Annotated in this window: 14 protein-coding genes; 13 read left to right on the top strand and 1 reads right to left on the bottom strand. The window is 58.9% G+C overall.

Annotation, left to right across the window (positions count from 1 at the left end):
* Window positions 1–24: 24 nt before the first annotated feature.
* The 6 genes from C6366_RS20205 (at window position 25) to C6366_RS02910 (ending at window position 7,042) form a co-directional block, all read left to right on the top strand.
* Window positions 25–678 (top strand): Fic family protein, encoded by a 654-nt coding sequence (locus C6366_RS20205; RefSeq protein WP_107735846.1) that lies wholly within the window; start codon window positions 25–27, stop codon window positions 676–678.
* Window positions 675–1,103 (top strand): DUF1016 N-terminal domain-containing protein, encoded by a 429-nt coding sequence (locus tag C6366_RS02930; RefSeq protein WP_107735845.1) that lies wholly within the window; start codon window positions 675–677, stop codon window positions 1,101–1,103. The genes C6366_RS20205 and C6366_RS02930 overlap by 4 nt, the downstream gene beginning before the upstream one ends.
* Window positions 1,103–2,377, top strand: a complete 1,275-nt coding sequence (locus C6366_RS02925; RefSeq protein ID WP_107735844.1) for a restriction endonuclease subunit S — start codon at window positions 1,103–1,105, stop codon at window positions 2,375–2,377. Before C6366_RS02930 ends, C6366_RS02925 begins: the two co-directional genes overlap by 1 nt.
* 294 nt (window positions 2,378–2,671) lie before the next feature.
* The gene (locus tag C6366_RS02920; RefSeq protein ID WP_233248368.1) at window positions 2,672–3,736 is read left to right on the top strand and encodes a virulence RhuM family protein; all 1,065 of its coding nucleotides are present in this window, start codon (window positions 2,672–2,674) and stop codon (window positions 3,734–3,736) included.
* An 8-nt stretch (window positions 3,737–3,744) separates the two neighbouring features.
* On the top strand, window positions 3,745–6,684 hold the full coding sequence (locus tag C6366_RS02915; RefSeq protein ID WP_107735842.1) for a type I restriction endonuclease subunit R: 2,940 nt from the start codon (window positions 3,745–3,747) through the stop codon (window positions 6,682–6,684).
* A gap of 1 nt (window position 6,685) precedes the next feature.
* The gene (locus C6366_RS02910; protein ID WP_199221406.1) at window positions 6,686–7,042 is read left to right on the top strand and encodes a M48 family metallopeptidase; all 357 of its coding nucleotides are present in this window, start codon (window positions 6,686–6,688) and stop codon (window positions 7,040–7,042) included.
* A 55-nt stretch (window positions 7,043–7,097) separates the two neighbouring features.
* Here C6366_RS02910 and C6366_RS02905 read toward each other — a convergent pair whose 3' ends face one another.
* Window positions 7,098–8,180 carry a 3'-5' exoribonuclease YhaM family protein gene (locus tag C6366_RS02905; protein ID WP_107735841.1) on the bottom strand — a complete coding sequence of 361 codons (1,083 nt, stop codon included), beginning with the start codon at window positions 8,178–8,180 and terminating at the stop codon, window positions 7,098–7,100.
* A 68-nt stretch (window positions 8,181–8,248) separates the two neighbouring features.
* Here C6366_RS02905 and C6366_RS02900 point away from each other — a divergent pair, with 68 nt between their 5' ends.
* From C6366_RS02900 to C6366_RS02870, 7 genes are all read left to right on the top strand, one after another.
* Complete coding sequence (locus C6366_RS02900) at window positions 8,249–8,578, top strand: ferredoxin family protein (protein ID WP_306460418.1); 330 nt, start codon at window positions 8,249–8,251, stop codon at window positions 8,576–8,578.
* Window positions 8,562–9,725, top strand: a complete 1,164-nt coding sequence (locus tag C6366_RS02895) for a 2-oxoacid:acceptor oxidoreductase subunit alpha (RefSeq protein WP_107735840.1) — start codon at window positions 8,562–8,564, stop codon at window positions 9,723–9,725. The genes C6366_RS02900 and C6366_RS02895 overlap by 17 nt, the downstream gene beginning before the upstream one ends.
* Window positions 9,726–9,743: 18 nt before the next feature.
* Window positions 9,744–10,580: a 2-oxoacid:ferredoxin oxidoreductase subunit beta gene (locus C6366_RS02890; RefSeq protein ID WP_107735839.1), complete on the top strand. Its 837-nt coding sequence runs from the start codon at window positions 9,744–9,746 to the stop codon at window positions 10,578–10,580.
* Complete coding sequence (locus tag C6366_RS02885) at window positions 10,577–11,161, top strand: 2-oxoacid:acceptor oxidoreductase family protein (protein WP_107735838.1); 585 nt, start codon at window positions 10,577–10,579, stop codon at window positions 11,159–11,161. The genes C6366_RS02890 and C6366_RS02885 overlap by 4 nt, the downstream gene beginning before the upstream one ends.
* Entirely contained in the window at window positions 11,146–11,916 is a 771-nt protein-coding gene (gene surE / locus C6366_RS02880) for a 5'/3'-nucleotidase SurE (RefSeq protein WP_107735837.1), read from the top strand. The genes C6366_RS02885 and surE overlap by 16 nt, the downstream gene beginning before the upstream one ends.
* A gap of 63 nt (window positions 11,917–11,979) precedes the next feature.
* On the top strand, window positions 11,980–13,155 hold the full coding sequence (locus C6366_RS02875) for a homocysteine biosynthesis protein (RefSeq protein WP_107735836.1): 1,176 nt from the start codon (window positions 11,980–11,982) through the stop codon (window positions 13,153–13,155).
* Window positions 13,152–13,973, top strand: a complete 822-nt coding sequence (locus C6366_RS02870) for a hypothetical protein (protein WP_107735835.1) — start codon at window positions 13,152–13,154, stop codon at window positions 13,971–13,973. The genes C6366_RS02875 and C6366_RS02870 overlap by 4 nt, the downstream gene beginning before the upstream one ends.
* The last annotated feature ends 7 nt before the right edge of the window (window positions 13,974–13,980 follow it).

Raw genomic sequence — 13,980 nt, 5'->3', positions numbered from 1 at the left:
GTCCGAATCGTCAGGAATCGTCAGATGAAAATCTTGAATCGTCAGATCGACATGATCCGCAGTGCCGCTAATCCCTTTGAATTCAAAAGTATAAGAGCGCGAACGCGAACGGCTAGCCAGGTCTTCGACAAGGGCGATTCCAGCCGAAACAACTTCATCCCGGACGAGGGCATCGAAAGGATGGGAACCGGTATCCGTGACATGATCCGGCGATGCAAAAAGGCCGGCCTTGCTGAACCGGAAATCCGGATTGATGGCGGTTTTTTTGTGCTGACGATCCGGAGGAAAAAGTCTGAGTCAGGGACTCAGTCGGCACCAGGTCGGGACCAAGTCACCCCGCAAGTCACCCCGCAAGATACCCCGCAAGATACCCAGCAAGATACCCAGCAAGATACCCAGCAAGATACCCAGCAAGATACCCAGCAAGTCACTCCGCAAGTCAGGGCGCTACTCGGTGCCCTCGTCGACGTTCCACGCTCTCGCGAGGAGCTTCAGGAAGCCGTTGGCATCAAGGACCGGGAGCACTTCCGAAAGGCCTATCTCGAGCCTCTGCTTACCGTCGCCTGGATCGAACGAACCATCCCCGACAAACCCACCAGTCGCCTCCAGAAATACCGACTCATGGAAAAGGGACGGGCCGTGCTGGAGCTTTTGGCAAAGAACGGGGGACGCGAATGAGCGGCATCGTGAGCAGCGGACATAAAATCGGGCAAGTCATCCAGAGCGACGCCGGACTCGTGGCCGACGTGCGCTCTATGATCGAGCAAATCCGCGAGGGCATCGCACGGACGGTCAATGCGGAAATGACGTTGCTTTACTGGCGTATCGGCAAGCGAATTCAGACGGAAGTTCTTGGAAGTCAGCGTGCTGAATACGGAAAAGAGATTGTGCACGCACTGAGTGCACAATTGACGAGGGAGTTTGGACGAGGTTTTGGGCGGCGGAACCTCTTCAACATGATCCGCTTTGCCGATGTATTTCCCGATCCTCAGATTGTGCACGCACTGAGTGCCCAGCCAAAGGCGGATGATGACACTGCAGTTGTCTGGATATCTCTGACAACTGAAGCCAAAGAATCCAAACGGAAGGGAGGGGGGGCGTGATGGACGGCAATCCATATCCACTTCCTGCGACATGGACGGAATCGTTCATTGGAAATGTCGTCGTAAAAGCGAAGCAGCGTGATCCGCGGAAGAAACCCGACAAAGTTTTTCAATACGTCGATGTTTCAGCTGTCTCCAACACGTCTTTCAAAATTACCGGTGCGGCTCCCACACTCGGATCGGAAGCACCAAGCCGAGCGAGAAAAGCGATCGAAACTGACGATGTTCTGTTTGCGACAGTTCGCCCAACTCTCAAGCGAATCGCGTTGGTGCCTCCGGAACTCGACGGTGCGATTGCGAGTACCGGATATTGCGTTTTGCGGTGCGATAAAGCGAAGGCAGAACCGGGTTTCCTATATTCGTTTCTGATCACCGATCACTTCAATGCGCGGATGGCGGGATTGGAACGTGGCGCGAGTTATCCCGCAGTCCGTGACTCAGACGTAACAGCATCTTGGTTCCCGCTCCCCCCACTCCCCGAACAAAAAAAGATCGCGCACATCCTTTCGACGGTGCAGCGGGCGATCGTAGCGCAGGAGCGGATCATTCAGGCCACCACCGAGCTGAAAAAGGCCCTCATGCACAAACTCTTCACCGAAGGCCTCCGCAACGAACCCCAAAAAAAAACCGAAATCGGTCCGGTGCCGGAGAGTTGGGAGGTGGTGCCGCTCTCGGAAGTCTGTCGATTCCAGAGCGGAGGAACTCCGTCGAAGAAGATTGCAGAATTCTGGCAGGGAACAATTCCTTGGGTGTCGCCGAAGGACATGAAGCGCCCTCGACTTAATGACGTTACGGATCATATCTCCCAGGAAGCACTTGAAAAAGGCAGCAAGCTCGCCCCAGCAGGTTCAGTCTTTGTTGTCGTTCGCGGAATGATTTTGGCGAAGACTGTACCCGTCGCTCTCGCCGAAGTCCCGATGGCAATTAATCAGGATATGAAGGCCATCGTCCCCGGAACGAAGCTTCGCTCCGACTTCCTTCTCTACGCACTGGAAGCGTTCCGAGAAAACCTGTTTAAGAAAGTGGGGCGCTCCGGACACGGAACTGCAACCTTAATGGGCCATGAAGTCGCGGCATTCAAAATTCCTCTGCCAGATTTAATGACCCAGAATGAGATCGCGTCGGCAATTCAGAGTCTTGAGAGGAAGAAAGAGCTTCACGAAGAGAAGCGCACGCAACTCCAAGACCTCTTCCGCACCCTCCTTCACGAACTGATGACCGCGAAGACCCGCGTTCATGATATCGATCTTAAAATCCCGATTTCGAGTAGGTAGCCATGCCAACAACCCGGAGAACACAAAATAAATCTGCGCCTATCCGATATTGGCGACAAATAAAACTCCAATATGTCGCTAAACATGCTTTAGCGACATATAATTTGGCTCATGCCCAGCTTTCCATTACGGAATGTTGAGATGATGGAGGATCGTTCCGCTTAATTTGCGGCTCATTTTTTTGAAAAATGAGTCACAAATGGATTTGTCATAAAAGCCAGAACTCTGAGGGGGGCAGGTTGGTGCCTGATTTATTGATATTTCGCGCCTTCGCGTGCAAAAAAAAGGTGTCCAATGATGAGTAAGGGCAAGTATCCGAAGGTATCCGGAAAGAATGAGAAATCCCTCGTCCGTTCCTCGGCGGCGGAATATCTGACCTTTGTCGCGGCAAGCGGTACGGGCGGTGTGGAGGTGGTTTACGCCGATGAGAACATCTGGCTGACCCAGAAGATGATGGGGGTACTCTATGATGTGGAAACCCACACCATCAACTACCACCTGAAAAAAATCTTTGCCGACAATGAGTTGCAGGAAAATGCAGTTATTCGAAATTTTCGAATAACTGCCGCCGACGGCAAAAGTTACAACACCAAGCACTACAACCTCGCCGCCATCATCGCCGTCGGCTACAAGGTCAACTCCGAACGTGCCGTGCAGTTCCGCAAATGGGCGACCACCATTATCGAGGAGTTCACCATCAAGGGCTACACGATGGATGACGAGCGCCTGAAAAGTGGCGGCTCCATCCTCACCAATCAATACTTTGAAGAGCAGTTACAGCGCATTCGAGAGATTCGCCTCTCCGAACGAAAGTTTTACCAGAAAATCACCGACATCTACGCGACCTCCATCGACTATGACGTGACGGCCCAGGCCACCAAGCGATTTTTCTCGACTGTACAGAACAAGCTGCACTGGGCAATCCACGGCCAGACGGCAGCTGAGGTTATTTTCCACCGGGCCAATGCCGAAAAAGAGAACATGGGCCTGACCACTTGGAAGGACGCCCCGCGAGGGAAAATCCAGAAATTCGACGTCGGCGTGGCCAAGAACTACCTGAACGAATATGAAATGGCGCAACTGGTACGGCTGGTTTCGGCCTATCTGGATGTTGCGGAAGCTATGGCGCTGCGTAAGATCCCCATGACCATGCAGGATTGGGAAACCCGACTGAACCGCTTCATTGAGGCGACCGACCGTGAAATTTTGCAGGACGCGGGAAAAGTGACGGCGGAGATCGCCAAGGCCCACGCCGAGTGCGAGTTTGAAAGATACCGCATCGTGCAGGACCGGCTGTTTGAAAGCGACTTCGACCGGATTATGAAGCAGCTGGGAAGGAATACAAAACCGGATGAGTGACCACTAAAATGCCCACACCCTCCGAACACAAAACCGTCCAAGCCCGCATCCTCACCTACGCCGAGGCCATCGGATGGACATTCGTGTCCCACGAGGAAGCCGAACGGCGGCGCGGATTCGACCCTGACGTGCCGCCAGCCGATCGCTCCAAGAACCGCTCGCTCTTCTTCGACGACCTGCTCGACGCCAAGGTGCGGGAGTTCAACCCGCGTTATGCCGAGGCCGAGGGCGCGTTGCTCGGTCGGTTTCGCCATCTCCACGCCGACATTTTCGGCAACCGGGAATTCGTCGAGCATCTGCGCAACCGGGGCAAATTTTTCGATCACGAGGAGAAGCGCGAGCGCGATCTGGTCCTGATCGATTATGATGATCCGGAGAGGCCACCGGCGGCTCGCCGGAATGTTTATGAAGTCACCGAGGAGTGGGCCTTTCACAACGGCCACTACGGCACGCGGGAGGATGTGGTCTTTCTGATCAACGGCATACCGGTGCTGATGATCGAGTGCAAGAACGCCAATAAAGACGAGGCGATTGCCCTGGGGGTGGACCAGATCCGCCGCTACCACCGCGAAACGCCCGAGCTGTTCGTGTCCCAGCAAGTCTTTACCGCCACCGACGCCATCGGCTTTTCCTACGGGGTCACTTGGAACACGGTGCGCCGGAATATCTTCAACTGGAAGAATGAGGAGATCGGCAAGCTGGAGGCCAAGGTGAAGAGCTTCTGCGCCATCGGGCAGGTGCTCGCCTTCCTGAAGGACTACATCGTCTTTGCCGAGAAGGACGAGGAGCTGAACAAATACATCCTGCGCCAGCACCAGACCGGCGCGGTGGAGGCCACCGTCAGCCGCGCTCTCGATCCCGTTCGCACCCGCGGCCTGATCTGGCACACCCAGGGCAGCGGCAAGACCTTCACCATGATCAAGGCGGCGGAGCGGCTCTTCCGCGCCCCCGAGGCGGACAAGCCGACGATTCTGCTGATGATCGACCGCAACGAGCTGGAAGATCAGATGCTCAAGAACCTGGCCGCCCTGGGCTTAAGCAATCTGGAACATGCCGGCAGCATCGCGCGGCTGAACAAGCTGCTCTGCGACGACTACCGGGGGATCATCGTGACGATGATCCACAAGTTCCGCGACATGCCGGCGAATATCAATACCCGCTCGAATATCTACGTGCTGATCGATGAGGCGCACCGCACCACGGGCGGCGATCTGGGCAACTTCCTGATGGCCGGGCTGCCGAATGCCGGCTATATCGGCTTTACCGGCACCCCGGTGGACAAGACCGCCTACGGACGCGGCACCTTCAAGACCTTCGGCTGCGAGGACGACAAGGGCTATCTGCACAAGTACTCCATTGCCGACAGCATCGGCGACGGCACCACCTTGCCGCTCTACTACAGCCTGGCCGAAAGCGAGATGCTGGTGCCGCACGAAACCCTGGACAAGGAGTTCCTCTCCCTGGCCGAAGCCGAGGGTGTGGCGGATATCGCGGAGCTGAACAAGATCCTCGAACGGGCGGTGAACCTGAAGAATTTTCTCAAGGGCACGGACCGCATTCAAAAGGTGGCGCAATTTGTCGCGCAGCACTACCGCGAGAATGTCGAGCCGCTGGGATACAAGGCCTTTCTGGTGGGCGTCGATCGCGAGGCCTGCGCCCTTTATAAACATGCCCTGGACCGGTTTTTGCCGGCCGAATATTCCGAGGTGGTCTACACCGGCAGCAACAACGACTCCGCGCTGCTCAAGGAATTCCACCTCGAAGCGAAAAAAGAGCGGCAGATCCGCAAGAGCTTCGGCAAGCTCGAGCAGCAGCCGAAGATCCTGATCGTCACCGAGAAGCTGCTCACCGGCTTCGACGCGCCGGTGCTCTACGCGATGTATCTCGACAAGCCGATGCGCGACCACACCTTGCTGCAGGCCATCGCCCGGGTGAACCGTCCCTACGAAAACGAGCTAGCCGAGATGGTCAAGCCACACGGCTTTGTGCTCGATTTCGTCGGCATCTTCGACAAGCTGGAGAAGGCCCTGGCCTTTGACAGCGAAGAGATCAACGCCATCGTCAAGGACCTGAAGCTCCTCAAGGTGCTTTTCCAGAACAAGATGGACCAGCGGGCTCCGGGATACCTGGCGCTGATCGAGCGGAATTTTGACGACAAGGATGTCGACGCCCTGATCGAGCATTTTCGCGACCCGGAACGGCGCAAGGCGTTCTTCAAGGAATTCAAGGAGATCGAGATGCTCTACGAGATCATCTCCCCGGATGCCTTCCTGCGGCCCTTCATCGATGATTACGGCACGCTCGCGGCGATCTACGACGTCGTGAGAAAGGCCTACGCCAAGCGGATCCAGGTTGATCGGGATTTCCAGAAAAAGACCCGTGAGCTGGTCCAAAAGCATGTCGGGACCGGTTACATCCTGCCCGTCAACGAAATCCTGGAACTGAACGAAGACACGGTCAGGTATATCGCCGAGAACAAGGGCGGAGACGGGAACAAGATCATCAACCTGGTCAAGAGCATTGAAAAAAAGGCCGAGGAGGAGAGCGACGACCCGTATCTCATCGCCATGGCCCAGCGGGCGCAAGCGGTACAGGAGAGTTTTGAGGATCGTCAGACCAGCACGGCTGATGCGCTGGACGCGTTATTACGGGAAGTGGAAGCGAATGAGGCGCGAAAAAAGGAGCAGGCAAAGAAGGGTTTTGATGGCTTGACCTACTTTGTCTATCGAACGCTGCTTGATGCGGAGATCAACAACGCTGAAGACGTGAGCCGCACGATCAAGCAGGCCTTCGTGGAATTTCCCAACTGGAAGAAGAGCGAAAACTCGCTGCGCGAGCTGCGCAAAAAAGTGACCTTCGCCGTTCTGGCCAATAGTGACGACCTGGAACGGGTGACAGCCTTGGTGAATCAGCTTTTCAGGCTGCTGGAAAAGGCGGACAGGATTTAAAGTGACGGCGGCACTGGATCAAAAACGCGCGTTTAAAGATCGAGTCCTTCATTGGGCGAAAAAACTGGACGTTGACGTGGTATGGCTTGGTATGCGCCCGATGCGGAATAAATGGGCCTCCTGCTCCACCAACGGACACCTCAACTTCAGCACGGACCTGCTCGAACTCAGGCAGGAGTTGTGGGACTACGTCATCGTCCACGAGCTGCTCCACTTCTCTATCCCAAACCATGGAAAACTCTGGAAAAGCCTGATGCGCGCCCATCTGGGTGAGTATGAGGCCCATGAAATCGAGTTAAAGAACATGGCGCATAATAGTGCGCTCCAGCAGTCGCGCCAAACGGCGGCGCGGCGCTGAAAGGAAGATGGCCTCAAAATATTATGGGCGGTTACGAGCGAAGGAGCTCTAGAAATTACCCCTCCCCATTTTCATTCACATCCGCATACTTTGGCTGCAATTCATGCAAAAAGCTGCGGACGCCGGGGCGTTCCGTCCGGTTTGCCGCTGCCGGGCGTTTGGTTTCCGGTTTGGGGGTGCGTTCCGGGCGATAGAATTGGCGTTCCATGCTGCGTTGGTAGGGGGTCCAGGTGGTTTCCTCGGGCAGGGCCTGCACCAGCACGGAGGTCATGTTCACCTTGGCGTCCAGGTTGTCGGCGTAGTGCAGGATCAGGGCTTCGGAGGTCTTGGGGAGGCTGGGGGAGCCGTATTCGTAGGTTCCGTGGTGGCTGGCCAGCAGGTGTTTGAGGTGCAGCTTCAGGCCCGGGGCGAGGTCGTCGTTTTTTGCCAGGAACGGTTCGAGCACTTCCAGGCCCAGCAGAATGTGGCCCAGGAGCCGCCCGGGGTCGGTGTAGTCGCGTTGGATTCCGGCATCCAGTTCCCAGGCCTTGCCCAGGTCGTGGAACACCGCGCCCACCAGCAGGACTTCCCGGTCCACTTCGGGATACTGGTCACTGATGGCCAGGCTCAGGCGGCAGACCGACAGGGTATGCTCCAGCAGGCCGCCGATGTAGGCGTGGTGCATGGACTTGGCCCCCGGGGCGAGCAGGAGGCGGGAGCGGATTTCGGGGTGTTGGAGGATTTTGCGGCAGAATTTGCGCCACGGGGCGTGATGCAGCTCCCGTTTGCACAGTTCCTCCAGCTCCAGGAGCATTTCCTCCGGCTCCCGGACGCTGCGCGGCAGGAACAGGGACCAGTCGATCTGGTCCCGGGGGGCCGTGACGGCTTCCAGTTGTTCGATGCGGAGTTGGAGCTGGTCCCGGAACAGGTCCGCGCTTCCGGCGACCCGGACCACTTCACCCACGGGCAGTTCCGGATAATTCTGGCTGACCGGGCTCCAGATCTTTCCATCCACGGCCCCGCGGGCGTCCTGCAACCGCACCTGCCAGTACGGGCCGTTGCGGGCCTGGCCCTGCCGGGCCTCCACCAGGACGAACACCTCGTCGATCCGGGTTCCGGGCTGAATGTCCGGAATGAACATTTTTTTTTGCACGGCCATGTTGAAATCCTCTGTGGGTTGCGCTAAGCCCAACGTTCCGTCTCTCGCGCAAAAGACGGATCGTGTTCGTGGAAGTGCGGCTCGCCCGCACTCATGTCGCCTTTCCGGTTGCGCACGGCGACGATCCTCCCAGCACATGTAGCGTGATTATGGCCAAAAAGAAAGAACAAGCGGTGGTTTCCATCTATCCTGACTGGTGCAAGGGGTGCGGCGTCTGCGTGGCCTTCTGTCCCGGTCATGTCTTGGAATTGGGACCGGACGGCAAAGCCAGGGTCATCCAGGGCGCATCATGCCGGAACTGCGGGTTTTGCGAGTACCACTGTCCGGATTTCGCCATTGTGGTGAAGATGAAACGCAGCACAGCCAACAAAGAAGTCGACCATGCCCACGAAGGTTAAAAAAAATCAACGCAAGGAAGAGCGGGCTATTTTCGCTCTGGGCAACGAGGCCGTGGTGGAGGGGGCCCTGCTGGCCGGGTGTTCCTTTTTTGCCGGGTATCCCATCACGCCGTCCACGGAAATCGCCGAAATCATGGCCGAACGTCTGCCCGGGATTCCAGAGGGCGTGTTCATTCAAATGGAGGATGAAATCGCCAGCCTGGGGGCGGTGATCGGCGCGTCCCTGGCCGGTCGGAAATCCATGACCGCCACCTCGGGGCCGGGATTTTCCCTGATGCAGGAACACATCGGCTACGCCTCCATGACCGAGACGCCGCTGGTGATCGTCAACGTGATGCGCGGCGGCCCCAGCACCGGGATGCCCACCAGCCCGGCCCAGGGCGACGTGCAGCAGGCCCGCTGGGGCACCCACGGCGACCACCCGATCATCGTCCTTTCAGCCAGTGACGTGCAGGAGTGTCTGGACATGACCGTGCGGGCCTTCAACTTGTCCGAAAAGTACCGTTCGCCGGTCATTCTCCTGCTGGACGAGATCACGGCGCATACCCGTGAAAAAATTCATATCCCCAACAGGGACACCTACGAAATTTTTTCCCGGATCAAGCCCTCCATGCCCCCGGAATGGTTCGTGCCTTACGAGGAATCAATGCGCGGGGTTCCGCCCATGCCGGCTCTGGGAGAAGGCTACCGGTTCCACGTCACCGGCCTGACCCACGACGTCAACGGCTATCCCACCTCCCGGCCCGATGAAGTGGAAAAGCTGATGCAGCGGTTGTTCCGCAAAATCGATCAGTTTTTCTACGACATCCAGATCGTCGAGGAGACGGCCTGCGAGGACGCCGAGGTGGCGGTGATCGCCTACGGCTGCGTGGCCCGCTCCGCGCATCTGGCCGTGCTGCAGGCCCGGGAAAAGGGCATCAAGGCCGGTCTGCTCAAGCTGAAGACCCTGTTCCCCTTCCCGCGACCGGCCGTGGACCGGATAATCCGGCAATGCCGGACCGTCATCGTCCCGGAGTTGAACATGGGCCAGATGTCCCGTGAAGTGAAGCGCGTGAACGACGGTCACAGCCGGATCCGCACATTGAACCGAATCGACGGGCAGATCATCACTCCGGCGGAGATTCTCAAACTGCTCGTAAAAGCGTAGCAGACAGGAAACACAATCATGGCAGAAGTTACCCAACTGATTCATCACTATCTGCGGCACAACAAGCGCTTCCCGCATGTTTTGTGCCCTGGATGCGGTCACGGGATCGTGCTCGGCTCCCTGGTGCGCTGCGTGCATCAGCTCGGCCTGACCAAGGACGAAGTGGTGCTGGTGGCCGGGATCGGCTGTTCCGGGCGGATCGCGGTTTATGTGGACTTCAACACCGTGCACACCACCCACGGCCGGGCCCTGACCTTCGCCACCGGAATCAAGATGGCCAACCCGAAGCTGAAGGTCATCGCGGTCATGGGCGACGGCGACGCACTGTCCATCGGCGGCAACCACTTCCTGCACGCGGCCCGGCGGAACATCGGCGTGACCGCCCTGATCCTGAACAACAACATCTACGGGATGACCGGGGGCCAGAGTTCCTCCACCACGGCGGAGAACTGCTATTCCACCACCAGCCCGTACGGGCAGCAGGAACAGGCCTTCGACATCGTCAATCTGGCCAAGGCCGCCGGTGCGCCCTACGTGGCCCGCAGCACCGTGCTGCACGTCAAGCTGCTGGACCGGATACTGGCCACGGCCCTGGAGCGGCCCGGATTCAACCTGGTGGAGGTGCTCACCCCCTGCCACACCCAGTTCGGGCGCAAGAACAAGTTCAAGACCAACGTGGAAATGTACCAGTGGTACAAGAAGAACGCCACGCCCATCGAAGCCCTGGACAAGCTTTCCGAGGCGGAGCGGGCCAAGCGCACCCCCATCGGGATTTTCGTCGAAGAAAACCGGCCTTCCCTGGAGGAACGCCACGCCGCGATCAAAGCCCGCCTGGCGGACGGAGCACCATCATGAAGAACCCCCAAGAAATCCAACGCTTTGAGTTGCGGCTTTCCGGCCTGGGTGGACAGGGCATTCTGACTCTAGGCAAGGTGTTGGGTGCCGGATTGGCCCTGGAAGAAGGTTACTTCGTGGCCCAGACCCAGAGCTATGGCCCCGAGGCCCGGGGTGGCGCCAGCCGCTCGGACCTGGTGATCAGCTCCCAGCCCATCAGCTACCCCAAGCCGGAACAGCTCGACCTGCTGGTGGCGCTCAGCCAGGAAGCCTGCAATCAGTATTACCGCCACCTCAAACCGGGCGGTTATCTGCTGGTTGACGACTCCCTGGTCAAGCAGACCCCGACCAACATCTACTGGGGCCTGCCCTTCACCACCCTGGCCAAGGACAAACTGGGCATGGTTCAGGCCGCGAATATGGTCCTGCTGGGGGCCCTGGCCCACCTGGTGCCCTTCGTGCTTCCCCGGGCCATGAAGAAAGGGTTGGAAACCAGTTTGAACCCCAGGTTTCTGGAGTCGAATCTGAAGGCGTTTCAGCTGGGATTGACCCAGGCCAAGAAAAAATACCCCGACGTGCAGTCCCAATGGACATCCTTCTAACCAACGACGACGGGATTTACGCCCTGGGGCTGCGGGCCATGTACCGGGCCCTGCTCCGGGCCGGACATACCGTGCATGTGGTCGCTCCGCTGACCGAGCAATCCGCGGTGGGGCACGCCATCACCCTGAGCCTGCCGTTGAAGATCAAGCACCTCCGGGAGCCGGACTTTCAGGGCGTCGGGGTAACCGGAACCCCCGTGGACTGCGCCAAGCTGGCCCTGAGTTCGCTTCTGGACGAACCGCCGGACGTCCTGATTTCCGGCATCAACAACGGGGCCAACGTGGGCGTGGACATCCTCTATTCCGGCACGGTCTCCGCGGCCACGGAAGGAGCCCTGGCCGGTCTGCCGTCCCTGGCCGTGTCCATGGACAACTTCCACCCCGCGAACCTGGACGATCAGGCGGACTACACGGTGCGTCTGGTTCAGGACATGGACTGGGCCGCGCTGCCTTCCCGCTGCCTGCTGAACCTGAACTTTCCGGACCGCGACCTGCGCGAGACCCTGGGGCTGCGCTGCTGTCCCCAAACCCAGGCCGTGTATCACGACAGGCACGACCATCGGGTTGACCCGCGAGGCGTGGGCTATTACTGGCTGCACGGGGAGATCCCGGCCGGCGAAGTCGGCCAGGACACGGACCGCGGCCTGCTCACCCAGGGCTACATCACCCTGACCCCCCTGCGTTTCGATTTCACGGACTACGAAACCATGGATCGGCTCCAGCGCACCCTAACAGCGCCAACCGTGTCTGCCTGACCCCCTGTCTTCCCATTATTCCCTTTCCATCTCATCACCACTGAATCGTTACCACATAACCACATGAGCGAACCGAAGAAGGTCAAGAAAACCATCCGGGAGATCAACGACCGGATCAGCAAGGGCAAGGCCGTGGTGCTTACGGCCAGGGAAATGATCGACGCCGTGAAATCCATGGGCAAGGTCAAGGCGGCCCGGGAAGTGGACGTGGTCACCACTGGCACCTTTTCCCCCATGTGTTCCTCCGGTCTGCTTTTTAACATTGGCCAGCCCGAGCCGCCGCTGATCAAGGCGTCCAAGGTCTGGCTGAACGATGTTCCGGCCTACGGCGGACTCGCTGCGGCCGACGCCTTTCTTGGAGCAACGGAGCCAGCCGAGGACGACCCGTTGAACAAGGTCTTTCCGGGGCGCTTTAAGTACGGCGGCGGCCATGTGATCGAGGATCTGCTTCGAGGCAAAAAGGTCCGGTTGCGCGCCACGGGCTACGGAACGGACTGCTACCCCCGCAAGACCCTGGAACGGGAATACACCCTGGGGGATTTCCGGAGCGCGGACCTGCTCAACCCCCGCAACGCCTACCAGAACTACAACTGCGCGGTGAACTTCGGCGAAAAAGTCATCTACACCTACATGGGGCCGCTCAAGCCGCGCTGCGCCAACGCCAACTACGCCACCTCCGGAGCGCTGAGCCCGCTGTTCAACGATCCTTTTTTCCGGACCATCGGCCTGGGTACGAAAATTTTTCTCGGAGGTGGAACGGGCTGGGTGATCGGAGCCGGGACTCAGCACAACCCCAAGCCGCAACGCACCGAACGCGGCCTGCCCCTGACCCCTTCCGGGACCCTGATGGTCAAGGGCGACCTCAAGGGCATGCAGGCCCGCTATCTGCGCGGGATCAGCTTTCTGGGCTACGGCTGCTCCCTGAACGTCGGACTGGGCATTCCCATCCCGATCCTGGACGAGGAAATGGCCTGGTTCACCGGGGTCAGCGACGCGGACATCATGGTCCCCGTGGTGGACTACGGCCACGACTACCCCAACGGCGTGGCCCGGAACCACGGCCATGTGAGCTACGCCGAGCTGCGTTCCGGCACCATTCGCGTGAACGACCGGGATACGGCCACAGTGCCCTTGACCAGCTACACGCTGTCCCTGGAAATCGCCCAGACTCTCAAGCAGTGGATCGAAAAGGGAACGTTCACCCTGGGCGAACCCCAGGAGCCGATTTTCTCCGAGTGACCGACTCTTCCTTGGAGGCCAAGCTCCAAACCCTGCGCACCCGGTTGGAGGCCTTGCAGCCGGGCCTGATCGCGGTGTCCGGTGGCGTGGACAGTCGGTTTCTGGTACATGTTTCCCGGCTCTGGAACCTGGACTTCCAAGCCGTGCATGCCGTGGGACCGCATCAGTCTGCCCTGGAGCAGCGCCAGACCATGGCGTTGTTACAGGCCCAAAACGTGGCTCCGCGCATCATCCGGTTCGATCCGCTCAATCAGCCTGAAGTCCGGAGCAACTCCCACCAGCGTTGCTACTGGTGCAAGAAGGCGCTGTTTTCAATATTTCAGAAGATGGCCGCTGAATCGTCACGGTTCGTCATGGATGGGACCCATCTCGAAGACTTGGCGGTCCACCGCCCCGGGCGCAAGGCGCTCCAAGAGCTGAACGTCCAAAGTCCCCTGGCCCGGGCGGAACTGACCAAGGCCGACATCCGCCGAGCCTCGGCACTGTTCGGCCTCGAAGCCCCGGACCAGCCCTCCCGTGCCTGCCTGCTGACCCGCTTTCCCTATGATCGCCGGGTTACGGCCGCGGAGATGGAGGCTGTGGGGCGGGTGGAAGACGGTCTTTCCGCCCTGGGCTTGAGCCGATTTCGTTTTCGGGTCACGGGACGCGAGCGCAACCTGTTGCAGATTCATCCAGACGAGAGCCGTGTGTTGCACGACCAGGAGGAGTATCTGCAAGACCTGATCCGCGCGGCGGGGCTTGGCCCTTTCGAGCTTGCGATTACATCACGGCTTTCCGGCTATTTCGACTCTCCCGCCGAATCTATAGCCCCTCTCTGACTTCATC

Origin of the sequence: Desulfonatronum sp. SC1, from assembly GCF_003046795.1 — a bacterium.
Lineage (GTDB): Bacteria > Desulfobacterota > Desulfovibrionia > Desulfovibrionales > Desulfonatronaceae > Desulfonatronum.
This window is presented reverse-complemented; position numbering and strand designations above follow the sequence as displayed.